A 24,029-nucleotide genomic window follows, 5' to 3' on the forward strand; every position below is an offset into this window, starting at 1 on the left:
ACGCTCTTTTTGTCCACCATTGCGATTGCGGAGAGGTGGACGGGTCGGGCCGCGTAGGCAAGCGTCGTCCACGAACGGCCGCTTCTGCCTTACTGCCCACTAGGAAATCTCTATCTGATAGCCCGTAGGATGGGTGAAACCCATGGCAACTGGTGGTTTCACCCATCCTACGTTCGTCCGCTACCGCCTTGTAGCGTCCTGTCAGGCGCCCTTTGATTTCGCAAGCCAGAGCGTAGGGTGGATGGCGCTTTATCCATCCACCTTTGGGCCGCGATACGGGATGAAAGGAGCGCCAGCGATACGCACGACTCCTTCAAACCTCGCCATCGCTTACTGCTTATCCTCTGCCAACGTCCAGGCCGTTACCGAGTCACCGATTTTGGTGCCGAACGAGCCATGCCCGCCGGCCATCTGCACGACGAACTGTTTGCCGGACTTCTCCGAGACATAGGTCATGGGCGTGGCCTGCCCGCCAGCTGGCAGACGCCCCTTCCAGAGTTCCTTGCCGGTCTGCAGGTCATAGGCGCGCAGGTAATAGTCCAGAGAGCCGCTCATGAATGCCACGCCACCCGCGGTGACGATCGGGCCACCCAGCGCTGGCGTGCCGACCGGGAACGCAAGCCCCAGCGGCGCACTGTCGCGACTGGTACCGTTCTTGTGCATCCAGACTTTCTTCATGGTGCGCAGATCGACAGCCGTCACATAGCCCCATGGCGGCGCCTGGCATGGCAAGCCGAGTACCGACAGGAAAGGCCCCAGGCGCACCATATACGGCGCGCCTAGATTAGGCTGCAGGCCGGTTTCACCACCGCCGCGGCGTTCTTCGGCATCGACCTCGCTACGCTTGACCATCTGCGAGATGAACGCCAGATAGTTCGGCGCCCCGAACAGCAGTTGCCGACTCGGGTCGACCGCCACCGACGGCCAGTTGAAGGTGCCGACGTTGCCCGGATAGATCAGCGAACCCTGCTGCGAAGGCGGCGTGAAATCACCTTCGTAACGCAGCTTGCGGAACTGGATACGGCACATCATCTGATCCAGCGGCGTGCCACCCCACATGTCCCGCTCGTGCAGCGGCTCCTCAGGCGCATAGCTGAGCGCCGAGGCCGGTTGAGTGGGCGCCGTGGTGTCGCCATAGTCGGTGCCCTGGGGAACCGGGAATTCATTTACCGGCACGATGGGCTCGCCGGTGCGGCGGTCGAGCACATAGAGATCGCCGCGCTTGGTCGGCTGGATGATCGCCGGCACCTTGCCTTGCGCCCCGTCGATATCGACCAGCGTCGGCTGAGACGGCAAGTCGCGATCCCAGAGGTCATGGTGCACGGTTCTGAATTCCCAGCGCACCTTGCCGGTCGCCAGATCCAGCGCGACCAGGGCGGCGGTGAAGCGCTCAGCCAACTCGGTACGCGGGATCGACCATTGATCCGGAGTCTGATTGCCAGTGGGGATGTAGACCAGCCCCAGCGCTTCGTCAGCCGTGGCGATCGTCCAGGAGTTGGGCGTGCTGCGCACGTAGGTGTCTCCCGGCGCAAGCGGCTCGGTGGCGTCGGGGTTACCCGGATCGAAATTCCACACCAGCTCGCCGGTTCGCACGTCGTAGGCACGGATTACGCCACCGGGAGAATCCACCGAACCGTTATCGGTAATGGAGCCCCCCACGATCACCAGCTTGTCGGTAACCACCGGCGGCGAGGTAGGCAGGTAGACGCCCAGCGCATCATCACCCAGACCGACCTTAAGATCGACCATGCCACCATCGCCGAAGTCCTCGCACGGTTTGCCATCCCCGACATCCAGCGCGATCAGGGTGCCGTCGTTGGTTGGCAGGAACAGACGACGCTCGCAGCGCGCCGCTGGTTGATCCGCCGCAGTGGCCGTCGCGGCGGATCGGCCGCCATCATGATAGGCAAGGCCGCGGCAGGTCATGTGCTGGTAATACTCGGCATCGCGATTGATGCTGGGATCGAAGCGCCAGCGCTCTTCCCCCGTGTCCGCATCCAGAGCGATCGCCATGCTATGGGGCGTACAGATAAACAGGTTGTCGCCGACTTTCAGCGGGGTGACCTGGTTGGTCAGCTCGTTGGGATCGCCCGGCCCCGGCAGATCCCCCGTGTGGAATTCCCATGCTTTTTCCAGCTTGCCGGCGTTCTCTGGGGTGATCAGATCAGCCGTCGAGTAACGATCACCCTGCCTGGAACCGCCGTAGGCGGGCCATTCGCTCTGCGATCGTTCGGCCTGCCCTTGTGGATCCAGGCCTTGCATCTGCGCGTCGCTGAATTCGCCCTTGATGGAGTGGTAATCCTGAGTCAGCGAGTAGCCCGCCATCAACGCACCGGCCAATACACCAAGCCCCAGAATCCCGCTGGCCCCGTCACGCCAGACTCGCTGATCGCTTACATGACGATTGACGAAAGGCAGAATCAGCCAAAGGCCCAGAATGCACCAGAGATCGATCCGCGGCGCCAACTGCCACCAGTCGAAGCGGACTTCATAAACCGTCCAGATCAAGGTTCCAAGCAGCAACGCGCCGTACAACCCAATAGCCGCCCGGCGCCGAGCGATCAACAAGCCGGCCACCACCAACAGCCCAATGCCTGCCACAAGGTAATACCAGGAGCCCCCCAGTATCGCGAGATAACCCCCGCCTACGGCCATCACCACACCCAGCACCAGCATCGCCACTGCAGTCAGGGTGATCCGTAGGGGCCGACGGCCATATTCGATGCTCATGGGGCTCTCTCCGGTCGGTTCATTTCACAACAAGCGCCGACAAAACCTTCAGAAACAAAGGCTCAACAGCAGCCAGTTGAGAGAGGGGAAATATCAGCTTTATTTACCAGCCTAGGATCGCCAGGAGATCTTCGCCGAGAATTTTCAGGTTCGCCCCGCCCCACGGCCCCGTCATACCGCGATCAAAGATTGACAAAGATTGTAGAGACTTCCATCCTCACCACGACACCATCCCTACGGTGAAGCACATGCACGTTTCTCTTACCCCGGAACTCGAGTCTCGCATCAAGGCCAAGGTTGAAAGTGGGCTTTATAACAATGCCAGCGAAGTCATCCGCGAAGCTCTGCGCTTTATGGAAACTCATGCAGATTGGGTTCACGAACTCAAAGTTGCGCACCTGCGCGGGCAGTTGCAGGCAGGTAACGAGCAACTGGATCGCAATACCGGCATCGCCATCGAATCTCGCACGACATTGAATCGCCTGTTCGAAGAGATCAAGGGGTAACGGATCACGGATGACGACCTATACCCTGGCCATCTCACCGCTTGCGCGAGATGACCTGAAATACATCCATGCCTATGGCTCCAGCAGTTGGGGCACAACTCGGGCATCGACCTATCTCGACGCACTCAAAGAGCAACTCTGGAATCTACTTAGCCAACCCAGAATGGGCATTGAGCGCGATGAACTGCTACCTGGCATGCGCAGCCTACCCCTTGGCAGCCATGTGATCTTTTATCGCCTGCGAGACCAACAATTGGAAGTGTCACGCATCCTTCACCAGCGCCAGGATCCACAACATCATCTCGACCGCTAGGTGAAATTCGCAGAATCGCAGGGTGGATTAGGCTGCGCCCCCCCGATCCATCCTACAAATATGAATCCGCCTTACCGCGTACGTGAGATGATCCGCCATACCATGGTTGTCGTCTTCCCGGGTTGGCGGCTAACATCGACCCAAGTCCAGCGGGAGCTAGCCATGAGCATTACACATGAGCAAATAGAGCAATTGGGCAAATTCGAGCGTCTGCAACTGGCGGAAGACCTATGGGATCGGTTCGCGACCGAGACCCAGCCCGAGACAGCACCAGAAATACTGGACGAGCTCGAGCGACGTGCCCGCTGGCGCGAGCAGAATCCGACTCAAGGCAAGACCCTGGCACAGATTGCACAAGGCCTTGGCATTCGCCTGTGAGCTGGAGCGTTATATACGAGGCGCCGGCCCAGGCCGAAATAGTCGCGGCCTTCGAGTGGTATGAAGAACGCTCCTACGGACTGGGTGGGGAGTTTCTTCGCGCCGTAGCCTCGGCAACAGAGCGCTTGCAACGCTCTCCCGAGAGCTTTCCATCCAGTCGGGACCGTTTCAGACGAATACTGCTACGCCGCTTCCCTTATGCCTTGCATTTCGAAGTACTAGAGAACAAGCGAGTATCCGTGCTTGCCTGTATACACCACCGGCGCTCTCCTGAACGGTGGCCAGGCATAACCGACAGTCCGTAGAAAGCGGCATCACCGTACCCCGAAGCACAACACACCCCGCACGAAGGCGAGGCGCTCAGGTGTATCAGCGGATACGGTCGATTCGCGGTAAACGACGGATTACGCGTTATGAGGTTGACCCGCCTCACCGCGTTAGGAGTTATCCGCCTTACCGCATTGATGGGAGAGCGCCAACTCTGCGAGTGCGATCATGCGATCCTGGCGAGCGCAGAGATGGTGTGCGATTACCGCTATGACGAAGAACACGGGAGTGGCGTAGGCAATGGCCAGAACCCAATCTGGTTGCCCTTCCAACTGCTTGAGCGTCACGAACATCGCCAGAACACCGGGGAACACACCGACTTTCTCGGCCGGCCCAACTACCAGCGCTATGCGCTGGGCCAGATCCTTGCGGTTGTTTTTCAGCGCTGAGATACCCAGTTGTAGGTCGGTTTTCGGTAACCCTACGAGCTGCTTTAGATGGGCTTCATCCACCTGAAGCGGCCGTACCATATTGGCAATCAGGAAACTGGCGAACGGCGCACGATAGATAGCTCCTATTTCGCTGCGATATAGCCAAGCACCAAGTAGTGGGTAAACAAGGATGATCCCATAAGAAAGCAACAACAGTACTATGCTTGCCTTTGCCAAGCTTGGCGCCCACCAGGCGAAGAAAGCCAATACCAGCGAAACCGCTAGCGAACCGACAAAACCGCCCCAAAACACCCAGAACCCAACACGATAGGCCGAGGTGGATTTTTCACCGTCGCGTTTCTGCTTAATCAGCTTTCTGTCTTCCTGCTCAATGTCAGCCAGGATAGTGATGAATGGGTTGCTGCTGGGTTGCATATATACGCTCGAGGTAAATTGAGATTGATCCGACGGGCAGCGTTACGAAACCTCTCCGTCCCTGAGTAACCGCCGGAGGTCATCAAATCATATAACCAGAACTATTCGCCGGATTATCTGCGGCGTAATCCGCCGAACGATATCCGTCACAACGAAGAGCCCGGACAGCAGAACGCCCCGGCGAAGGCGAGGCGTTCGGGTGTATCAGCGGATACAGCCGGTTCGCGGTAAACGACGGATTACGCTTCGCTAATCCATCCTACGAAGTTGCGCACCGCGATCCATCCAACGAAATTGATCTGTCTTGCCGCCCTGTCGTGCTCACCAATCCGGCATCGCCCGCCCAATCCAGCGGGTAGAGCCCTGCACCCACGTCGCGATGAAAGCTCGAATAGGGCCAGTCTCGTACTCGCCGCGCCAAGCCATGCTTGAGTGGGTTCACATAGACGTAATCGACATGCCGACGAAAATCTTCATCGTCACGAATCTGATGCTCCCAGTAGCGCCGCTGCCAGATACCCCGCTCGCCACGCCGGAAACGAACCAAGGATCGGTGCTCGCCCACCGGTAAGCCACGGCAGAAGAAGGTTTTGATCAGTCGCCAGCGCAGCGGATAATCCGTATCACTAGGCGGCAACGTCCAGACGCAGTGCATATGATCCGGCAATACCACCCACGCATCGATCACGAATGGATGCTGATGATGAACCTTGCGCACCGAATCACGGAGCAGGTCGATATGCTTCACCAGCAAATCGTTACCCCGGCGCTCCAGCAGGTTGACCGTAAAGAACCAAGTTGCCCCAGGCACAAAGACACGACGATAGTTTGGCATCCATGCCACCTTTTCCCATGAAAAAGCGAAGCATAGACCAGCGATCCAAACATCCCCCCGGCGACGCAAACCCGTAGGGCGTATTAGCCGAAGGCGTAATCCGCCGCATGATTCGCAACAACGCAAACCCCGGACAGCAAAACGCCTCGCACGAAAGCGAAGCGCTCAGGTGTATCAGCGGCTACAGCAGGTTCGCGGTAAACGACGGATTACGCCTGCGGCTAATCCAGGCTACGGTTATCCGTCATACCGCGATGCACGCCCGCCAGGAATATCCCTGATCACTACCGGGGTTCGTCCAAACCCGTAGGGCGTATTAGCCGAAGGCGTAATCCGCCGCAAGATTCGCAACAATGCAAATCCCGGACAGCAAAACTCCCCGCGCGAAGGCGAGGCGTTCTGGTATATCGCGGATGCAGCAGGTTCGCGGTAAACGACGGATTACGCCTTCGGCTAATCCATCTTACGGATATGAATCCGCCTTACCGTGTTAGCCGAAGGCGTAATCCGCCGCAAGATTCGCAACAACGCAAACCCCGGACAGCAGAACGCCCCGCACGAAGGCGAGGCGTTCTGGTATATCAGCGGATGCAGCCGGTTCGCGGTAAACGACGGATTACGCTTCGCTAATCCATCCTACGGAGTTAATCCGTCTTACCGAGTTACAAAGTCATCCACCATACAGCAATTATAGCGGGCAACCAGTAGCAGTGTACTTGGTATCAATAGCCGCTGCCTGACAGGACCACGAACCATTTGCATCACGAGTCCAAGTAACAGTACCAGGACCAGAACTCAAAGCCACAGCAGCCTGATTACCAAAGGTAGCCACAATAGTAGCTAAGCCGGTATTTGGGATGGTTACCTGCGGTACACCAGTGTTTGCCGGAATAGCAGTACCTTGAGTAGCACCAGTCAAGATACTCGAACCAGTGGCTTGAGGATCGCAGTTGCCTGCGGCGATACCAACCGTGAGCTTGCCTTCCAGGATGCAGGCTTCAACAGCAGTTTTGATCGCACCAGCCTCAGCAACAGCGCGCTGAACCTGCGATTTAGCCACATAAGTCTGATACTGAGGGATAGCGATAGCCGCCAGAATACCGATGATCGCAACCACGATCATCAGTTCGATAAGGGTAAAACCCTTTTGCAATTGAGCTTTCATATAACTCTCCATTTATTAAGTGTCAGGCAGACAAGCCTGTTGGAGATCAAGCAGGAGGCGTGCCAATACGGCCCGACCTTGCAAATACAATGAAAACTGCAAGCCACCTCACAAAACGGAACCCTGTACGTCAATAATGCGAAACGCCCAGACCGCACTTCTCCGCACCTTGTGACGTTTTTCGTCACCACAATGCTGACCGTTTGGCAGCCCCTGCCATCTGCGTTATAACGCACCCATTCGATATATGTGAGGTGCCCATGAGCGACAATATTCCCCTTTCCGGCTTGGCCAAGCAGGTGGTACTGGCTGAGCTGCTGGACGAGAAGGCCGCTCAGCAAGCGCAAGCGCAGGCCAAGCGCAATAAGTTGTCGCTGGTCACCTATCTGGCACAGAACAAACTGGTAAAGAGTCGCGCCCTGGTTGAACTGGCGGCCGAGCAGTTCGGCGTCGCCTATTTCGACCTCAGCGCCCTGGACAAGGAAAGTCAGCCCAAGGATCTGGTCAGCGAAAAGCTGGTGCGCCAACACCGGACGCTGCCTTTGTGGCGGCGTGGCAATAAGCTATTCGTTGGTATCTCCGACCCCTCCAATCACCAAGCGGTTACGGATATTCAGTTCAGCACCGGCCTTTCCACCGAGGCACTGCTGGTAGAAGACGACAAGCTGGGCGAGGCCATCGACAAATTCTTCGATACCGGCCATAGCGGCCTGGAGGATTTGGGCGATGTCGACCTGGATGGCCTGGAAACCGAATCCGTCGATGATGACAAGAAGATCAATGATGGCAGCGGCCAGGATGCCGACGATGCGCCGGTGGTGCGCTTCGTCAACAAGATGCTGCTCGATGCGATCAAGGGCGGCTCGTCCGACCTGCACTTCGAGCCCTATGAAAAAGCCTACCGGGTACGCTTTCGTACCGACGGCATCCTGCATGAGACGGCACGCCCGCCCATCCAACTGGCGCCGCGTATCGCTGCACGCCTGAAGGTGATGGCCGGCCTGGATATCTCCGAGCGGCGCAAGCCGCAGGATGGCCGCATCAAGATGAAAATTTCCAAGAGCAAGGCCATCGATTTCCGGGTCAATACCCTGCCGACCCTGTGGGGCGAGAAGATCGTGATGCGAATTCTCGACTCTGCCAGCGCGCAGATGGGTATCGATGCGCTGGGTTATGAGGAAAGCCAGAAGGATCTTTACCTGGCGGCGCTCAAACAACCGCAGGGAATGATCCTGGTCACCGGCCCGACAGGGTCGGGCAAAACCGTATCTCTTTATACCGGCCTGAATATTCTCAATACCGCGGATGTGAATATCTCCACTGCGGAAGACCCGGTGGAGATCAACCTGGAGGGCATCAACCAGGTCAACGTCAACCCCAAACAGGGCATGGATTTCACCCAGGCCCTGCGCGCTTTCCTGCGCCAGGATCCGGACATCATCATGGTCGGCGAGATTCGCGACCTGGACACTGCCTCCATCGCGATCAAGGCGGCGCAAACCGGGCATATGGTGATGTCCACCCTGCACACCAACAGCGCGGCAGAAACGCTGACGCGTTTGCGCAATATGGGCGTGCCCTCCTTCAATATCGCCACCTCGGTCAACCTGATCATCGCCCAGCGCCTGGCGCGCAAGCTTTGTAATAGCTGCAAGAAGGAAGTAGCGATTCCTAACGAGGCGTTGCTGGAGGAAGGTTTCCCCGAAAACAGGCTTGGCACCTTCAAGCTTTATGGCCCGGTTGGCTGCGAAAATTGCAAAGGCGGTTACAAAGGCCGTGTCGGTATTTATGAAGTGGTTAAAAACACGCCGAACCTGCAGCGGATTATCATGGAGGAAGGCAACTCCATCGATATTGCCACGCAAATGCGTAAAGACGGCTTCAACGACCTGCGTACCTCGGCCTTGCTGAAGGCCATGCAAGGCGTGACCAGCCTCGAGGAAGTCAACCGCGTGACCAAGGATTAACCATGGCAGCAGCAAAAGCAGCGAAGACCAGCACGTTCGTCTGGGAAGGCAAGGATCGAAAAGGCTCCGTGGTCAAGGGCGAGCTCAATGGGCAGAATCCTGCGCTGATCAAGGCGCATCTACGCAAGCAGGGCATCAACCCGACCAAAGTGCGCAAGAAGGGCATCTCGCTGTTTGGCGGCGGCAAGAAGATCAAGCCCATGGATATCGCCCTGTTCGCTCGGCAGATGGCGACCATGATGAAGGCCGGCGTACCGCTGCTGCAGTCCTTCGATATCATCGCTGACGGCTTGGAAAATCCGAATATGCGCAAGCTGGTCGATGACATTAAGCAGCATGTGGCGGCAGGTAATAGCTTCGCCGCGGCGCTGCGCACCAAGCCTCAATATTTTGATGACCTGTTTTGCAACCTGGTGGAAGCCGGCGAACAGTCGGGGGCTCTGGAGACGCTGCTGGATCGGGTCGCGACCTATAAGGAAAAAACCGAGGCCCTGAAGGCCAAGATCAAAAAGGCCATGAACTACCCGATTGCGGTGATTGCAGTCGCGATAATAGTTTCCTGTATTCTGCTAATAAAAGTGGTGCCACAGTTTCAGAGTGTCTTCTCGAGCTTCGGCGCAGACTTGCCTGCATTTACTCTATTCGTGGTCGGTATATCTGAAGGGCTTCAGGAATGGTGGTTTATCTTCCTGATTGCACTCGTGGCCTCAGGTTATGCATTTGTGCAGGCGCATCGGCGCTCCGAAAAATTTCGGGACGGCTTGGATCGCACCGTGCTCAAGGCGCCGATTGTTGGCAATATCGTCTACAAATCATCGGTCGCACGCTACGCCCGTACGCTGTCTACCACTTTTTCCGCCGGTGTGCCCTTGGTCGAGGCACTGGATTCGGTCGCCGGCGCGACAGGCAACGTGGTGTTCCGCAATGCCGTTAACAAGGTCAAGCAGGACGTTACCAGCGGTATGCAATTGAACTTCTCCATGCGCTCCACCAATACCTTTCCAGCAATGGCCGTACAGATGACTGCCATCGGCGAAGAATCTGGCGCACTGGATACCATGCTCGACAAGGTGGCCAGCTACTACGAGGCGGAAGTAGACAATGCCGTCGATGGCCTTACTGCTTTGATGGAGCCTTTGATCATGTCCGTGCTCGGCGTACTGGTCGGCGGCCTGATCATCGCCATGTACCTGCCAATCTTCCAGCTGGGCAACGTCGTTTAAATATGACCGTAATCGACTTTCTGGCCGGCAATACGCCGGCCTTTGTTTTCTGCGCGTTGGTACTTGGCTTGCTGGTCGGCAGCTTTCTTAACGTCGTGATCCACCGCCTGCCCAAGATGATGCACCGCGACTGGCGCACTCAAGCACGGGAAGTGCTGGAACTGCCGGCTGAACCCGAGGGCGAACCCTACAACCTCGTACTGCCCCACTCCAGTTGCCCCCACTGCAAGCACGAGATTCGCCCCTGGGAAAATATCCCGGTTATCAGCTACCTCTTTCTGCGCGGCAAATGCTCTGGCTGCAAAGCGAAGATCAGCCTGCGCTACCCGCTGGTCGAGCTGAGCTGCGGACTGCTGTCGGCCTATATCGCCTGGCATTTCGGTTTCGGCTGGCAGACTGTAAGCATGCTGGTGCTGGCCTGGGGGCTGCTGGCCATGAGCCTGATCGATGCCGACCACCAGCTATTACCGGACTCCCTGGTGCTGCCGCTTTTGTGGCTGGGCTTGATCGCCAACCACTTCGGCCTGTTCACCAACCTTGAGGATGCCTTGTGGGGCGCGGTCGCTGGCTACCTCAGCCTGTGGTCGGTGTTCTGGCTGTTCAAGCTGGTCACTGGCAAGGAAGGTATGGGTTATGGCGACTTCAAGCTGCTGGCCATGCTTGGCGCCTGGGGCGGCTGGCAGATTCTGCCGCTGACCATTCTGCTCTCTTCCCTGGTCGGCGCCGTGCTGGGTGTGATCATGCTGCGCTTGCGCGATGCGAACACCAGTACCCCGATTCCCTTCGGCCCTTACCTGGCCATCGCAGGGTTTATCGCGCTGCTCTGGGGCAAGCAGATCACTGACACATACCTGCAGTTCGCCGGGTTCAATTAAACTCGCAGGCGTAATCCGCCGTATGTCTGGTGGGCAACCTGTGCAGTTAAAATTGCCTCTGGTTTCGCGGTATACGACGGATTACGCCTTCGGCTAATCCATCCTACGGAGCTGCGGTGGTTGAAGGTTTCACGCGACTCTGTAGGAGCCGTGCCCCGCGACGATTGGCATGGACGACGCCGATATTGCGGTAAGGCTGCAATCGTTTCGCGCCAGGGGGCGGCGCTCCTACATGAGAGCGGCAGTTCACGCCCTGACCTGATTCGCCACACGCCGGGTGGCTCCTTTACAATCCGCCCCTGATTTTCCATAAGGGGCACGCGCACACCATGAAACCCTGGACGCTCGGCCTTACCGGCGGTATCGGCAGCGGCAAGAGTGCCGTTGCTGAGCACTTCGTCGAATTGGGTGTGGATCTGATCGATGCCGATCAGGCGGCTCGCTGGGTCGTGGAGCCTGGTCGTCCTGCGCTGGCGGCTATCGTCGAGCATTTTGGCGAGCAGGTTTTGCAGGCCGATGGCCAGTTGAATCGCCCGGCACTGCGTGAGCGGATCTTCGCAGATCCCACACAAAGACGCTGGCTGGAAAGCCTGCTGCACCCACTGATCGCTCAGGAGGTTGCGCAGTTCCTGGCCCGCGCACAATCGCCCTACGCGATTCTGGTATCGCCCCTGCTGATCGAGTCCGGGCAATACAAATTGACGCAACGCGTGCTGGTGGTCGATGTACCCGAGCAGTTGCAAATCGAACGCACCATGCGCCGCGACCAGTTGTCGGTTGAACAGGTGCAGGCCATTCTGGCTGTCCAGGCAACACGCACGGAACGCCTGCGCCATGCCGATGATGTGCTGACCAACGACCGCGACCTGACCTGGATGAAAAGCGAAGTCGAGCGCCTGCATGCCTTTTACCTGACCTTGAATGGAGGCCAATCATGAGCACCCCCACCCTCGTCCCCTGCCCAACCTGCAACGCCCCCGTGGAATGGGGCCCGCAAAGCCCGAGTCGCCCCTTCTGCTCCGAGCGTTGCAAGCTGATCGATCTCGGCGCCTGGGCCTCGGAAGAACACGCGATCCCGGGAAACCCGCTGGAAGACGACCTGTTTTCCGATGACCTGCCACCTCGCCAGCACTGATCGAATCGAACGATAGGCCAGGCTGCGCGCCTCGATCCGTCCTGCGTATCCGCGACACCCGTAGGGCGTATTCGCCGAAGGCGTAATCCGCCGCAAGAAGTGGCATCACCGCCCCCAGACAGCAGAACGCCCCGCCCGGGGCAAGGCGTTCAGCTATATCAGTGGATACAACAGCCTCGCGGTGAACGACGGATTACGCTTCGCTAATCCACCCTACCGATCTGTCCGGCGTATCCGCGAACCCGTAGGGCGTATTAGCCGAAGGCGTAATCCGCCGCAAAAAGCGGCATCACCGCCCCTCCAGACAGCTGCTTATCAAGAATTGATAAGCCGTCCGCCGCCTTACTGTCGTTTAGCCGATGAGACCTCGCTGATAACCACGTGACGTTTGCCACGTGACCCTCAGCGCTGAGCACATCGGGGTGACGACAGGTTGAGAACGCCCCGCACGAGGCAAGGCGTTCAGCTATATCAGTGGATACAGCAGCCTCGCGGTGAACGACGGATTACGCTTCGCTAATCCATCCTACCGATCCGTCCTGCGTATCCGCATACCCGTAGGGCGTATTAGCCGAAGGCGTAATCCGCCGCAAGAAGGCGGCATCACCGCATCCCCAAACAGCAAAACGCCCCGCCTGAGGGCGAGGCACGGATGTATGCAGTAGCTGCATGGGCTCGCGGTGAACGGCGGATTACGCTTCGCTAATCCACCCTACCTATCTAGAATGCCTACACACAGGAACCGGAGCTCGTCCGGTACGCGACTACCGCAGATCATCTGCGCTCAGGCAATAGGCCTGAACTGATTGAGTGCCCCCTGAGTCGCCTGGTGCTATGAGCCTCTGCTCGCCCGGACTCACCACAGATTTCTTAGCCTTGTGAGAAGCATCCATGACCCATCGAATCGTAATCGTCGGCGGCGGTGCCGGCGGCCTGGAACTCGCTACCCGCCTGGGAAGAACACTGGGCAAGCGCGGCAAGGCCCATATCACCCTCGCCGATGCCAACCTGACCCACATCTGGAAGCCACTGCTGCATGAAGTGGCGGCCGGCTCGCTGAACTCTACGGAGAACGAGCTGAACTACGTTGCTCAGGCGAAATGGAACCACTTTGAATTCCAGCTCGGCCGCATGAGTGGGCTGGATCGCGAACGCAAGACCATCCAGCTCGCCGCGACGCTGGATGAGGACAACCGCGAACTGGTGCCAGCACGCGAACTCGCCTACGACACCCTGGTCATCGCGGTCGGCAGTACCACCAATGACTTCGGCACCGAAGGCGCGGCCAACCACTGCATCTTCCTCGACACCCGCGAACAAGCCGAGCGTTTCCACCGCAAGATGCTCAGCCATTACCTGCGCGCCCATGCAGGTAACGGCGATAACGACCAGATCAGTGTCGCCATCGTCGGCGCGGGCGCCACAGGCGTGGAGCTGGCCGCCGAACTGCACCACGCGGCCCATCAGCTGGCGGCCTACGGACTGGATCGCATTCGCCCCGAGAACATGCGCATCACCCTGATCGAAGCAGGGCCGCGTGTACTGCCGGCATTGCCGGAACGCATCAGCGCACCGGTGCACAAAACCCTGCAGAAGCTGGGCGTGAACGTGCTGACCAACGCTGCGGTGAAGGAAGTCACTGCCGACGGTTTGCTGACCGCCAGCGGCGAACAGATCCCGGCGAGCCTCAAGGTGTGGGCGGCCGGTATCCGCGCACCAGCATTCCTCAAGGATCTGGACGGTCTGGAAAACAATCGCATCAATCAGCTGGTGGTCACACCGACCCTGCAAACGACCCGCGACGAGAACATCTTCGCTTTCGGTGACTGCGCCGCCTGCCCGCTCGGCGATGGCAGCGAGCGCAACGTGCCGCCACGCGCGCAGGCCGCTCACCAGCAAGCCTCGCTGCTGGTCAAATCGCTCGCGCTACGCCTGCAGAACCAGCCGCTGCCCACATACACCTACAAGGACTACGGCTCTCTGATCTCGCTGTCGAGCTTTAGCGCCGTTGGCAACCTGATGGGTAATCTGATGGGCAGCGTGAAACTGGAAGGCTGGCTTGCTCGCATGTTCTACATATCGCTGTATCGCATGCACCAGATGGCGCTCTATGGGAGCTTCCGCACCTTGCTGCTGATGCTCAGCGACCGCATCGGCCGCAGCACCGATCCACGGCTCAAGCTGCATTGATCCTGAGGGGGCGCCGGGCAGTATGCTCGGCGTCATGAAGGCGGGAGCGGCCTCTCGTAGATCGCAGGATAGGTCGGGCCACGCGGTGAAACCCACCGGCAATTGATGGGTTTCACCCATCCTACGGCTGCATTAATCCTGAGAGCGGCCTGTCGTAGGGTGGACGACGCTTCATCCGTCCACCGCTCCGCAATCGCAATGGTGGATGAAAAGAGCGTCAGCTACGCGCCCCGATCCACCCTACGTCCCTGCATTGATCCTGAGGGGGCGTTGGGCACCATCAAGACAAGAGCGGACGCTTACCCCGTAGGGTGGACGACGCTTCACCTGCGCGGCCCGATCCGTCCACCGCTCCGCAATCGCGATGGTGGATGAAAAGAGCGTCATCCACCCTACGTCCCTGTATTGGATGTGCCGGCCAAATGTCGGATTACGCTTCGCTAGGCTACGCGCCCCGATCCAGCCTACGGGATCCATGGCACGAATGTAGCCTGGATTAGCCGCAGGCGTAATCCGGGGCCGAAGGCCGTGATCCATGGTTCAACGCAGGTCACCGACCGCTTACGCCTTTAAAGCGTCACCCTGCCTATCCCCAGAAAGCAAAAAACCCGCTCTAGGCGGGTTTCTTACTCAAGCAGGGCTTGAAATGGTGGGTCGTGTAGGATTCGAACCTACGACCAATTGGTTAAAAGCCAACTGCTCTACCAACTGAGCTAACGACCCAAAAATGGTCGGGGTGAGGGGATTCGAACTCCTGACATCCTGCTCCCAAAGCAGGCGCGCTACCGGACTGCGCTACACCCCGAAGAAAGATTGGCTCCGCGACCTGGACTCGAACCAGGGACCCAATGATTAACAGTCATTTGCTCTACCGACTGAGCTATCGCGGAACTATGCTTCTTTCAGTCTCTGTTACTGGCTTCCGGCTCTCGCCGTTTGCCGCTGCAGAGGCGCGCCATTTTACGGTTCCGCGAGCGGCTGTCAACCCCCTAAATTGCTTTTATGACAATGCTTTGCGAACCAATGGCCATTTGCTATACCTTCATCCCATGCCTGCGCTGTTTTAGGCACTACAGTGAGGTTCACCCCAGGATCACAGATGACCACTCAGGGCACGCCGCCGACTTCCCAAAACGGTTCGCGCACACTGGCAAGCCGAGGCATTCAGCCGCGCTTCAGTGAATTGGGGCAGAGCTGCCGCAAGCTGGTACTCAATCATCTGGCGGACAACCTGGAGCGCACGTTCGCCCAGGTCGACGACACCCTCTTCCAATGCGCAGAGAAAGCAGAGAACAATCAGGTTCAGACGCTGTTCTTCGACAACATGCGCAGCATCCGCAAATTGCGCCCGCAGATCGAGCGCCACTATCACCTGAGCATCTCCCAGGGCATTGCCGATTTCCTCGACGGCAAGCTCGTTGCCCCCCTGGTATCGCCTACGGATATGAATGCCGAGGATCTGGCGCTGGTGCAGAACGAGGACTACGAAGAAATCCTCCAGGTGACCAATATGGCCAGCCGCGTTCAGGCCCGCTGTGCCCAGGCCCTGTTCGCACTGGAGCAGCGCCTTGCCTTGCTCAATAACGGCCAGCCGCTGCCGGAAGGCAGTAACCCGATCGCCCCGAAAGCCATTGCCCAGGCATTTCTCACGGCACTTGGCCCCAGTGGACTACCGCTACGCATCAAGCTGGTGCTGTACAGCCTCTTCGATCGACAACTCATGCACGAGCTGGACAAACTCTATGACGCGCTCAATCAGCGGCTGATAGATGCCGGTGTGCTGCCCAATCTCAAATACACCGCCGCACGCACACCGGAACCGCTACGCTCGCCCTCGCAAACCGAGACGATGCCGCAAAGCAGCCCGCCGAGCGAAATACAGGACGAGTCCCCGCTGCTCGATCTGGATGCAGCCCCTCCGGCCGACCTGAACCAACTGGTCGACGGCCTCAGCGCCCTGCTCGTCGAATACCGCAAGCAACAGACCGCAATCAGGCTGTTCAGCGGTACGCCAAGCATGGCCAGTTTCGCGCCCGAAGGCGCCAGACGCACCTACGATGCTGCCGACCTGCTGGCAGCCCTGAACCGCATGCAGCAAGCATCCGCCATCGAGCTGGCCCAGCGCCTGGAACAACCGCTGCAGGTCGCCGGGCTGAAGGCCGACCTGCAGCGACAGTTGGCCAGCCACAGCAAAGAGCCCCAGCAGCATCGCCTGGGCAATCGAGAAATCGATGTCATCGACCTGGTGGGCATGCTGTTCGACTTCATCCTCGATGACGACAACCTGCCGCAGCCCTACAAGATAGCCCTCTCCCACCTGCACACGCCCTATCTGAAAGTGGCACTGCAGGACAGAGCCCTGTTCACCCGCCGGCACCATCCGGCGCGCAAACTGATCAACGCCATGGCCAAGGCCGGCGTTCTCTATGGCGCGCAGGATGAAGCCCATGGCCTGCTGGCCAAGGTGCGCTGGGTCGTGAAACAAGTGATTCAGAACTTCACGGGCGACCTGCGCCTGTTCGACGAGCTGCTCAACGAATTCGACGAGTTCACCGGCACACTCAAGCAGCGGGTGGATCTCCAGGAACGTCGGGCCGTGGAAACGGCCAAAGGCCGCGACAAACTGCTCAGCGCCCGGCATATATCAGCCCAGGTGATCGCTCAAAGCCTGGCCAAGCGCTCACCACCACCACTCATTCGCCACTTCCTCGAGCGCACCTGGATCGACGTACTGGTGTTCATCCAATTGCGCCATGGTTCATCCAGCAACGAATGGCAGCGCGCCAGCGAAGCAGCCGAGCAACTGGCCTGGAGTGGAATGCGGCTCGACGCCGCGCAACGCGATCAGCTGCAGCACCTGCGCACCGAGATGCTCGAAGAGCTGCGCAAAGGCCTGATGCTGCTGGGCGGCTATCACGAGGACGACATCCGCCGCCTGCTCCAGGATCTGGTCGCCTGCCAGCACGCCGTGCAGGCGGGGCAACCCGCACTCGCCTCCGGCCTGACATTACCGCCGAGCCCCAGCCAGCTGGGCGCCATGCTGGGAGATGATGCCGCGCTGCTCGATCCGCTCCTGGCCAGCACCCCGCTTTCGCAGCATGGCCAGCGCCTGATGCGTGAACTGGAGAAGGTCGAGTTCGGCACCTGGTTCGAATTCATCAACGGTGATAAACGACAGACGCTGAAGTTGTCCTGGTACAGCCCGACGACCCACAACTACATGTTCGTAGACCCGAATGGTCAGCGTGCCGCGGTCAGGTCGATCAGCCAGCTGGCCCAGGAAATGGAGCTGGGCACAGCCCGGCTCAGCAAACCGGATCGCGCCGCGCCCCTGATCGATCGCGCGCTGACCGCCGTTTATCGTGTTCTACAGCAGCTCACCGGTCGCACTCAATGAGATCCACCTATGGATGATCGTCGCCAGCACAGCCGTTACCAGGCCACCTCGCTGCTCGAAGTGTTCGAGCAGCACAGCGGGCGCTATCTCGGGCGCGTCGCTGATATCTCCAGCGATGGTCTTATGCTCTGCAGCCCGACGCCTCAGCCTGAAGATACGTTGGTTGAATGCCGACTGGTTTGCTCGACGCCGCTCAATGGTGTCGGTGAGCTACGTTTTATCGGTGATTGCCTGTGGAGCCGCGAGGGTGAACCGGATCAGCAATGCTGGGCGGGCTATCGCATCATCGATATCGATCAGCACAATACGCAAGCGCTGCACGCACTGTTACGGCACTTCCAGGCATCGCCCTGACCTCATGAGCCCAGCCCAGAAGCCTGATTTTAGAGCCCGGGCGACCCAACCGATAGATGGCGTCGATCATCATATTGGCAACAGCGATTAGACGCCGATAGCCCAAGCGCCTAGGCTTCTCTGTGTCAATCCGTCGCAGGGGAGCTTGCCGTGCCCCGGTCAGCCGAGATATCAACCGTTCCTGATTTCAACGAGTCCGCTGCCCCGCAGCCGGAGGGCTACGCCTATGCGGAGCTTGGCAACCCGCAAGCCACTGACTCCGCCGTCCTGGCCCAGGAAAGCGCGCTGGCCATCAGCTACAACGGCATCAGCCATGCCGTGATGATGGTTTCGCCCACGGCCGTGGAAGACTTCGTCGCCGGCTTCAGCCTCAGCAGCGCGGTGGTCGACTCCATCGACGATATTTATGACATCCGTGTGCGTCACCTTGGCCCGGCAATCAATGCCGAGGTCGAGATCAGCAGCCGCGCCTTCTGGGCGATGAAACAACAGCGTCGGCAACTGGCCGGTACCAGCGGTTGTGGCCTGTGCGGTGTGGAAGCCCTCGACCAGGCACTTCCGCAATTGGCGACGCTGGCCAAGGCTGAACTGCCTGTGGCCGCGCACCTGATCGGCCTACGCGAGCGAATCGCCGCCGTGCAGGATCTGGCCCGTCGCAGTGGAGCCTTGCATGCTGCGTTGTATGTCGATGGCAACGGCGAGATACGCGCCTGCCGTGAAGACATCGGCCGGCACAACGCCCTGGACAAGCTGATCGGCGCCCTGTTGCGCGAAAACCATGATGTTCGCCAAGGCTTCGCGGTGGTGACCAGCCGCTGCAGCCTGGAACTGATTCACAAGGCGGTCAGAGCCGGTATCGGCAATCTGGTCAGCCTTTCGGCCCCGACCGCCCTTACCGTGCAATGGGCGCGCCGGCACAACCTCAACCTGATCCATTTGCCCCACCACAGCGCGCCCCGGGTCTATAGCCCCGCGCCGTCTGCAAGAGAAGAATAACCATGAGCCTGCAACCCGTTAACCCGCGTTACAAACCCTACAAAGGCGCTGCCGCTGGTTGGGGCGCGCTGATCAGCGTCACCCAGTTCTGGCTGGACAGCAAACAGCCGTTCAAGAACCTGCGCGCGCTGCTCAAGACCAACCAGAACGGTGGCTTCGACTGCCCCGGCTGTGCCTGGGGCGATTCCCCGGAAGACGGCCGCATCAAGTTCTGCGAGAACGGCGCCAAGGCGGTCAACTGGGAAGCCACCAAGCGTCGTGTCGACGCAAAATTCTTCGCCAAGTACACCGTCAGCCAACTGCGTGAGCAAAGCGACTACTGGCTCGAGTATCAGGGCCGCCTGACCGAGCCGATGCGTTACGACGCAGCCACCGACCGCTATGTGCCCACGTCCTGGGACGACGCTTTCAGCCTGATCGCCAAGCACCTGAAAAACCTCGACACCCCCAACCAGGCCGAGTTCTACACCTCGGGGCGGGCCAGCAACGAGGCAGCCTTCCTTTATCAGCTGTTCGTCCGCGCGTTCGGCACCAACAACTTTCCCGACTGCTCGAACATGTGCCACGAGGCCAGCGGCGTCGCGCTGATCCAGAGCGTCGGCATCGGCAAGGGCAGCGTGACTTTCGCCGACTTCGAGCACGCCGATGCCATTTTCGTGCTCGGCCAGAACCCGGGCACCAACCACCCGCGCATGCTCGAACCACTGCGTGAAGCAGTGAAGCGTGGCGCCCAGGTGGTGGCCTTCAACCCATTGAAGGAGCGTGGCCTGGAGCGCTTCCAGCACCCGCAACATGCTCTGGAAATGCTCACCAACGGCTCAGAACCGCTCAATACCGCCTTCTTCCGCCCTGCGCTGGGCGGCGATATGGCGGCACTGCGTGGCATCGCCAAGTTCCTGCTGCAATGGGAGCGCGAGGCGGTCGCCAAGGGCGACAAGCCGGTGTTCGACCATGCCTTCATCGCCGAACATACCGATGGCGTCGACGCCTACCTGGCAGTGCTCGATGAAACCTCATGGGACTCGCTGGTCGAGCAGTCCGGCCTATCCCTCGCGGACATCGAACAGGCGGCGCTGATGTATCGCCGCGCCGAGAAGGTGATCATGTGCTGGGCGATGGGCATCACCCAACACCTGCACTCGGTGGCGACCATCCAGGAAATCGTCAACCTGCAACTGCTGCGCGGCAACCTCGGCCGCCCCGGCGCGGGTCTGTGCCCGGTACGTGGCCACAGCAACGTGCAGGGTGACCGCACCATGGGCATCAATGATCGCCCGCCAGTGGTGCTGCTCGACAATATCGAGAAGCGCTTCCAGTTCAAGGTGCCGCGCGATAACGGTCACAACACCGTTGAAGCGATCAACGCGATGGTCGACGGTCAGGCCAAGGTATTCATCGCCCTCGGAGGCAACTTCGCCCAGGCGACGCCGGACAGCCCGCGCACCCATCTGGCGCTGCAGAAATGCGAGTTGACCGTGCAAATCAGCACCAAACTCAACCGCAGTCACCTGACCACAGGTACCGATGCGCTGATCCTGCCGTGCCTGGGTCGTACCGATATCGACCACCAGGCCACCGGCCCGCAGGCGGTGACCGTGGAAGACTCGTTCAGCATGATCCACGCCTCCAATGGCCAGTTGGAGCCGCTGTCCAGGGAAATGCGCTCGGAGCCTGCGATCGTCGCCGGCATCGCCAAGGCCACCCTGGGCAACCACCCGGTGGACTGGGATGCCATGATCGCCGACTACGACCGCATCCGTGAGCTGATCGCCGACACCATCCCCGGCTTCCAGGATTTCAACATCCGCGTGCAGCATCCGGGCGGTTTCTACCTGGGCAACTCGGCCGGTGCCCGCCAGTGGAAAACCACCACCGGCAAGGCCAACTTCAAACCCAACGCCCTGCTCGCCGATCTGATGCCCGCACAGGTGCGCAACAGCGGCCAGACGCCGGATCTGATCCTGCAGACCATGCGCTCCCACGATCAGTACAACACCACCATCTATGGCCTCGACGACCGTTACCGCGGCGTCCGTGGCCAGCGTGACGTACTCTTCGTCAACGAGGCCGACATCACTCGCCTGGGCTACAAGCCTGGGCAAAAAGTCGACATCACCTCGCTGTGGGACGACGGTATCGAGCGCAAGGTCGTAGGCTTCACGCTGCTGGCGTTCGACATTCCTGCAGGCCAGGCGGCGGCCTACTACCCGGAAGCCAACCCGCTGGTGCCGCTGGAAAGCGTGGGACTGGGCAGCCATACGCCGACGTCCAAGTTCGTGGCCATCCGCCTGCACGCCTCCCAGGAGACGGCGCGCATTCTGTCGGTGGCATAAAGGCGCACACGCACCTGTGATGGATTGGGGAGCGAAGCGTAATCCGTCGGTTACCGCGAACCTGCTGTATCCGCTGATATGCGATATGCCTGAACACCTCGTCTCGTACGGGGTGTTCTGCTGTTTGGGAACGCGATGATGCCGCTTTCTTGCGGCGGATTACGCCTTCGGCTAATACGCCCTACGGATTTACGGATCGGCAACCCGTAGCCTGGGTCGAGGAGCGCAGCGACGATACCCAGGAAATCGCGCATCTCGACCGCCCATCAGCGACGCGTAATTCACCGATGTTGCGCCCATGGTAGGTTTACGGTGCCACGCAGAGTGGATCGTTCATGCGTTCGAGGGGCGGCGCCTAGCCCCCTACGGATTGCAGTTCGTCGGAATCTGCCAGGCATGTCCGCAAAAACGCCTACTGATGTCCCTTTGCCGTCACCCGCGTCAGTTAACGTGCCGAGCCAAGTGCTCAATCGAAGCGCGTAGCCTTGCCTGCCCAAGCCACGATGTGGCCCTTCGGGCTTCTGCCAGACGAGCAACACCCTGTGAATGACCTGCCGAACCACGCAACAGAGCCGCTCTGCATATGGCGTCATTCGCCTGCAACGGGAGGGAGTTCCATGCGTTTTCCATCTACTGCTCTGCTAGGGGTAGCTCTGCTGAGTATCCATGCCCAGGCGGCGATCCTGGAGCGGGAATTGGGCGACTACGCCCTCAACCTCGGTACCACGCCAAGCCGTAGCATGGCTCAAGGGCTGGTCAAGCCGCAGAGTGGCGGCGCCTTTCACGGCGGGCTGGATCTGAGCCACCCAAGTGGCTGGTACCTCGGCCAATGGGCGCCCAACCTGGGCATCAGCCCGGGCAGCCGCATGGAATTGAACAGCTATGTCGGTTACCGCCAGCATTTCGCCGATACGCTCGGCTACGAACTCGGCACCATGCGCTACAGTCATCCCGGCTTCAGCCACCTCGACAGCCAGGATCTGTACGCCGGCCTGACCTACGACACGCGCCGCTTCGGTCTTTCCCTGAGCAACGACCCGACGCGGATCAACAGCACACTGCTGGCGGACTTCGGTCGTATCAACGCCTTGGGCATGGCGGTGACGGTGCGTTATGGCAATCACCTGCTCGACAATCCGGCGACGATTAGCGATGGCCAGCAGATCAGCTCGTTCAACGACTGGTCGCTGAGCCTGTCACGGCCCTGGAAAGGTATCGACTTCGACTTTTCCTATTCGGACTCCAACCTGAGTGGCGATGCATGCTCGGCGTATTCGGGCCATAACACCGAGTGCGAAGGCTGGTTCTCCATCAAGGCCTCCCGCTCGCTGTTCTAGATACATGTCCAGACGCGTACCGCCTGGGCGAGCCCAGCATCACACACATTCAGATACATTCATTCATGTATCTTTAATCGCACCTTCGGGAATTTCCTTGCAGATCAGGCTCTAAGCTTGTGTCGCCGGCAACTGCACGGCTGACCGCCTGAATCCGTGGCGATGCCATGGTTACGCCCGCAAGGGTATTTTTCGAGGGTTGCGCAATGCGTACATTCCTTACCGCATTGGCTTTCAGTGCACTGGTTTCTCCCCTGGCCAACGCCGATACCACCAAGACCGCGATCGGCAGTGGTGTCGGCGGCGCGCTCGGTAATATCGTCGGCCAGCATCTGGGCGGCAGCACAGGCGCCGCGATTGGTGCGGGTCTTGGTGGTGCAGCCGGCGGCGCCATCAGCTCACGCAACAAGACCGAAGCCGCGCTGGGCGGTGGCCTGGGCGCTTCTGCGGGCTCCGTGCTTGGCAACCAGTTCGGCGGCGGCACGGCTTCGACCATCGGCGCCGGCCTGGGTGGCGCTGCGGGCGGGGCACTGGCCAATGAAATGGCCGATAGCAACCGCAATGAATCCCGTTACCGTGATAACGGCCATCGCCATGGCAAGAAGCACCATAAACGCCATTACAAGCATCGTCATCGTTGATCGATACACAACCGGGGCGCTTTTTAGCGCCCTCGGTCTTTCAGGTCACCTGCAACTGCTCCATCGCCAAACGTAGCGTCTGCGGAATAGCAACCGGCCGGTTGCTGGCCCTGTCCACGAACACGTGCACGAAGCGCCCGGCGGCGCAGGCCTGCTCTTCTCCTTCCTTGAATACCGCCAGCTCATACTGCACCGAGCTATTGCCCAGGTTGCCGACTCGCATACCGATCTCGATACGCTCGGGAAAGGCGATCGACGCAAAGTAGTCGCAGCTCGAACTCACCACGAAACCAACGGCCTCACCCTGATGGATGTCCAGGCCACCCACCTCGATCAGGTAGGTATTCACCGCGCTGTCGAAATAGCTGTAGTAGGTGACGTTGTTGACGTGCCCGTACAGGTCGTTGTCATGCCAGCGCGTGGTGATCGGCTGAAAGTGGCGGTAGTGCTCGCGCAGATGCTGCGGCTGCTGCATGGGGAGACGCCTTGCAAAGAGAGAAGCCGGCATGGTGCCGGCCTCC

At 59.6% G+C, this 24,029-nt stretch carries 21 protein-coding genes and 3 tRNA genes; 16 read left to right on the forward strand and 8 right to left on the reverse strand.

Annotation, left to right across the window (positions count from 1 at the left end; genetic code table 11):
- Positions 1-330: 330 nt before the first annotated feature.
- Positions 331-2,730: a glucose/quinate/shikimate family membrane-bound PQQ-dependent dehydrogenase gene (locus tag DNK06_RS08050; RefSeq protein WP_131179514.1), complete on the reverse strand. Its 2,400-nt coding sequence runs from the start codon at positions 2,728-2,730 to the stop codon at positions 331-333.
- Between the two features lie 248 nt (positions 2,731-2,978).
- Here DNK06_RS08050 and DNK06_RS08055 point away from each other — a divergent pair, with 248 nt between their 5' ends.
- The 4 genes from DNK06_RS08055 to DNK06_RS25515 all read left to right on the forward strand — a co-directional run bounded on the left by DNK06_RS08055 (position 2,979) and on the right by DNK06_RS25515 (position 4,232).
- Complete coding sequence (locus DNK06_RS08055) at positions 2,979-3,236, forward strand: type II toxin-antitoxin system ParD family antitoxin (protein ID WP_131179515.1); 258 nt, start codon at positions 2,979-2,981, stop codon at positions 3,234-3,236.
- Between the two features lie 10 nt (positions 3,237-3,246).
- Positions 3,247-3,549, forward strand: coding sequence for a type II toxin-antitoxin system RelE/ParE family toxin (locus tag DNK06_RS08060; RefSeq protein WP_131179516.1), 303 nt, complete (start codon positions 3,247-3,249; stop codon positions 3,547-3,549).
- Positions 3,550-3,711: 162 nt separating this feature from the next.
- Positions 3,712-3,927, forward strand: a complete 216-nt coding sequence (locus DNK06_RS08065) for an addiction module protein (protein WP_131179517.1) — start codon at positions 3,712-3,714, stop codon at positions 3,925-3,927.
- Positions 3,924-4,232, forward strand: coding sequence for a type II toxin-antitoxin system RelE/ParE family toxin (locus DNK06_RS25515; protein ID WP_165493705.1), 309 nt, complete (start codon positions 3,924-3,926; stop codon positions 4,230-4,232). The genes DNK06_RS08065 and DNK06_RS25515 overlap by 4 nt, the downstream gene beginning before the upstream one ends.
- A gap of 132 nt (positions 4,233-4,364) precedes the next feature.
- Here DNK06_RS25515 and DNK06_RS08075 read toward each other — a convergent pair whose 3' ends face one another.
- From DNK06_RS08075 to DNK06_RS08085, 3 genes are all read right to left on the reverse strand, one after another.
- Positions 4,365-5,060: a hypothetical protein gene (locus DNK06_RS08075; RefSeq protein ID WP_131179519.1), complete on the reverse strand. Its 696-nt coding sequence runs from the start codon at positions 5,058-5,060 to the stop codon at positions 4,365-4,367.
- 259 nt (positions 5,061-5,319) lie between these two features.
- Positions 5,320-5,895: an REP-associated tyrosine transposase gene (locus DNK06_RS08080; protein ID WP_131179520.1), complete on the reverse strand. Its 576-nt coding sequence runs from the start codon at positions 5,893-5,895 to the stop codon at positions 5,320-5,322.
- 688 nt (positions 5,896-6,583) lie between these two features.
- Entirely contained in the window at positions 6,584-7,060 is a 477-nt protein-coding gene (locus DNK06_RS08085) for a pilin (RefSeq protein ID WP_131179521.1), read from the reverse strand.
- A 260-nt stretch (positions 7,061-7,320) separates the two neighbouring features.
- On the opposite strand from DNK06_RS08085, the gene pilB reads away from it, so the two are divergent.
- The 6 genes from pilB to DNK06_RS08115 all read left to right on the forward strand — a co-directional run bounded on the left by pilB (position 7,321) and on the right by DNK06_RS08115 (position 14,450).
- Positions 7,321-9,027 carry a type IV-A pilus assembly ATPase PilB gene (gene pilB / locus DNK06_RS08090; RefSeq protein WP_131179522.1) on the forward strand — a complete coding sequence of 569 codons (1,707 nt, stop codon included), beginning with the start codon at positions 7,321-7,323 and terminating at the stop codon, positions 9,025-9,027.
- A gap of 2 nt (positions 9,028-9,029) precedes the next feature.
- Complete coding sequence (locus tag DNK06_RS08095; RefSeq protein ID WP_131179523.1) at positions 9,030-10,250, forward strand: type II secretion system F family protein; 1,221 nt, start codon at positions 9,030-9,032, stop codon at positions 10,248-10,250.
- A gap of 2 nt (positions 10,251-10,252) precedes the next feature.
- Positions 10,253-11,125, forward strand: a complete 873-nt coding sequence (locus tag DNK06_RS08100; protein WP_131179524.1) for a prepilin peptidase — start codon at positions 10,253-10,255, stop codon at positions 11,123-11,125.
- 329 nt (positions 11,126-11,454) lie between these two features.
- Positions 11,455-12,063 carry a dephospho-CoA kinase gene (gene coaE, locus DNK06_RS08105; RefSeq protein WP_131179525.1) on the forward strand — a complete coding sequence of 203 codons (609 nt, stop codon included), beginning with the start codon at positions 11,455-11,457 and terminating at the stop codon, positions 12,061-12,063.
- Positions 12,060-12,260, forward strand: a complete 201-nt coding sequence (yacG, locus tag DNK06_RS08110) for a DNA gyrase inhibitor YacG (protein ID WP_131179526.1) — start codon at positions 12,060-12,062, stop codon at positions 12,258-12,260. Before coaE ends, yacG begins: the two co-directional genes overlap by 4 nt.
- A gap of 891 nt (positions 12,261-13,151) precedes the next feature.
- Positions 13,152-14,450: an NAD(P)/FAD-dependent oxidoreductase gene (locus DNK06_RS08115; RefSeq protein WP_131179527.1), complete on the forward strand. Its 1,299-nt coding sequence runs from the start codon at positions 13,152-13,154 to the stop codon at positions 14,448-14,450.
- Between the two features lie 647 nt (positions 14,451-15,097).
- Here DNK06_RS08115 and DNK06_RS08120 read toward each other — a convergent pair.
- The 3 genes from DNK06_RS08120 to DNK06_RS08130 all read right to left on the reverse strand — a co-directional run bounded on the left by DNK06_RS08120 (position 15,098) and on the right by DNK06_RS08130 (position 15,340).
- A tRNA-Lys gene (locus DNK06_RS08120) sits at positions 15,098-15,173 on the reverse strand.
- Between the two features lie 5 nt (positions 15,174-15,178).
- Positions 15,179-15,255, reverse strand: a tRNA-Pro gene (locus tag DNK06_RS08125).
- Positions 15,256-15,264: 9 nt separating this feature from the next.
- Positions 15,265-15,340: transfer RNA gene (locus tag DNK06_RS08130), tRNA-Asn, on the reverse strand.
- A gap of 209 nt (positions 15,341-15,549) precedes the next feature.
- Between DNK06_RS08130 and DNK06_RS08135 the strand changes: the two genes are divergently transcribed.
- The 6 genes from DNK06_RS08135 to DNK06_RS08160 all read left to right on the forward strand — a co-directional run bounded on the left by DNK06_RS08135 (position 15,550) and on the right by DNK06_RS08160 (position 23,508).
- Positions 15,550-17,847: a DUF1631 domain-containing protein gene (locus DNK06_RS08135; protein ID WP_131179528.1), complete on the forward strand. Its 2,298-nt coding sequence runs from the start codon at positions 15,550-15,552 to the stop codon at positions 17,845-17,847.
- A gap of 9 nt (positions 17,848-17,856) precedes the next feature.
- On the forward strand, positions 17,857-18,201 hold the full coding sequence (locus DNK06_RS08140; protein ID WP_131179529.1) for a PilZ domain-containing protein: 345 nt from the start codon (positions 17,857-17,859) through the stop codon (positions 18,199-18,201).
- A 150-nt stretch (positions 18,202-18,351) separates the two neighbouring features.
- A complete protein-coding gene (gene fdhD / locus DNK06_RS08145; RefSeq protein WP_131179530.1) occupies positions 18,352-19,197 on the forward strand; it encodes a formate dehydrogenase accessory sulfurtransferase FdhD in 846 nt (281 codons plus the stop codon).
- 2 nt (positions 19,198-19,199) lie between these two features.
- Entirely contained in the window at positions 19,200-21,530 is a 2,331-nt protein-coding gene (locus DNK06_RS08150; protein ID WP_131179531.1) for an FdhF/YdeP family oxidoreductase, read from the forward strand.
- Between the two features lie 617 nt (positions 21,531-22,147).
- A complete protein-coding gene (locus DNK06_RS08155; protein ID WP_131179532.1) occupies positions 22,148-22,867 on the forward strand; it encodes a TorF family putative porin in 720 nt (239 codons plus the stop codon).
- 206 nt (positions 22,868-23,073) lie between these two features.
- The gene (locus DNK06_RS08160) at positions 23,074-23,508 is read left to right on the forward strand and encodes a glycine zipper domain-containing protein (protein WP_131179533.1); all 435 of its coding nucleotides are present in this window, start codon (positions 23,074-23,076) and stop codon (positions 23,506-23,508) included.
- A gap of 40 nt (positions 23,509-23,548) precedes the next feature.
- On the opposite strand, the gene DNK06_RS08165 is transcribed toward DNK06_RS08160, so the two are convergent.
- Positions 23,549-23,983 carry an acyl-CoA thioesterase gene (locus DNK06_RS08165; RefSeq protein WP_131179534.1) on the reverse strand — a complete coding sequence of 145 codons (435 nt, stop codon included), beginning with the start codon at positions 23,981-23,983 and terminating at the stop codon, positions 23,549-23,551.
- Positions 23,984-24,029 lie beyond the last annotated feature (46 nt).

It is taken from the genome of Phytopseudomonas daroniae (genome assembly GCF_004327285.1).
Classification (GTDB): domain Bacteria; phylum Pseudomonadota; class Gammaproteobacteria; order Pseudomonadales; family Pseudomonadaceae; genus Aquipseudomonas; species Aquipseudomonas daroniae.

What these genes read in the sequence shown, in the direction of transcription:
- DNK06_RS08050 (WP_131179514.1), bottom strand. Translation starts at nt 2,730, where the DNA reads ATGAGCATCGAATATGGCCGTCGGCCCCTACGGATCACCCTGACTGCA.
- DNK06_RS08055 (WP_131179515.1), top strand. Translation starts at nt 2,979, where the DNA reads ATGCACGTTTCTCTTACCCCGGAACTCGAGTCTCGCATCAAGGCCAAG.
- DNK06_RS08060 (WP_131179516.1), top strand. Translation starts at nt 3,247, where the DNA reads ATGACGACCTATACCCTGGCCATCTCACCGCTTGCGCGAGATGACCTG.
- DNK06_RS08065 (WP_131179517.1), top strand. Translation starts at nt 3,712, where the DNA reads ATGAGCATTACACATGAGCAAATAGAGCAATTGGGCAAATTCGAGCGT.
- DNK06_RS08075 (WP_131179519.1), bottom strand. Translation starts at nt 5,060, where the DNA reads ATGCAACCCAGCAGCAACCCATTCATCACTATCCTGGCTGACATTGAG.
- DNK06_RS08080 (WP_131179520.1), bottom strand. Translation starts at nt 5,895, where the DNA reads ATGCCAAACTATCGTCGTGTCTTTGTGCCTGGGGCAACTTGGTTCTTT.
- DNK06_RS08085 (WP_131179521.1), bottom strand. Translation starts at nt 7,060, where the DNA reads ATGAAAGCTCAATTGCAAAAGGGTTTTACCCTTATCGAACTGATGATC.
- pilB (WP_131179522.1), top strand. Translation starts at nt 7,321, where the DNA reads ATGAGCGACAATATTCCCCTTTCCGGCTTGGCCAAGCAGGTGGTACTG.
- DNK06_RS08095 (WP_131179523.1), top strand. Translation starts at nt 9,030, where the DNA reads ATGGCAGCAGCAAAAGCAGCGAAGACCAGCACGTTCGTCTGGGAAGGC.
- DNK06_RS08100 (WP_131179524.1), top strand. Translation starts at nt 10,253, where the DNA reads ATGACCGTAATCGACTTTCTGGCCGGCAATACGCCGGCCTTTGTTTTC.
- coaE (WP_131179525.1), top strand. Translation starts at nt 11,455, where the DNA reads ATGAAACCCTGGACGCTCGGCCTTACCGGCGGTATCGGCAGCGGCAAG.
- yacG (WP_131179526.1), top strand. Translation starts at nt 12,060, where the DNA reads ATGAGCACCCCCACCCTCGTCCCCTGCCCAACCTGCAACGCCCCCGTG.
- DNK06_RS08115 (WP_131179527.1), top strand. Translation starts at nt 13,152, where the DNA reads ATGACCCATCGAATCGTAATCGTCGGCGGCGGTGCCGGCGGCCTGGAA.
- DNK06_RS08135 (WP_131179528.1), top strand. Translation starts at nt 15,550, where the DNA reads ATGACCACTCAGGGCACGCCGCCGACTTCCCAAAACGGTTCGCGCACA.
- DNK06_RS08140 (WP_131179529.1), top strand. Translation starts at nt 17,857, where the DNA reads ATGGATGATCGTCGCCAGCACAGCCGTTACCAGGCCACCTCGCTGCTC.
- DNK06_RS08150 (WP_131179531.1), top strand. Translation starts at nt 19,200, where the DNA reads ATGAGCCTGCAACCCGTTAACCCGCGTTACAAACCCTACAAAGGCGCT.
- DNK06_RS08155 (WP_131179532.1), top strand. Translation starts at nt 22,148, where the DNA reads ATGCGTTTTCCATCTACTGCTCTGCTAGGGGTAGCTCTGCTGAGTATC.
- DNK06_RS08160 (WP_131179533.1), top strand. Translation starts at nt 23,074, where the DNA reads ATGCGTACATTCCTTACCGCATTGGCTTTCAGTGCACTGGTTTCTCCC.
- DNK06_RS08165 (WP_131179534.1), bottom strand. Translation starts at nt 23,983, where the DNA reads ATGCAGCAGCCGCAGCATCTGCGCGAGCACTACCGCCACTTTCAGCCG.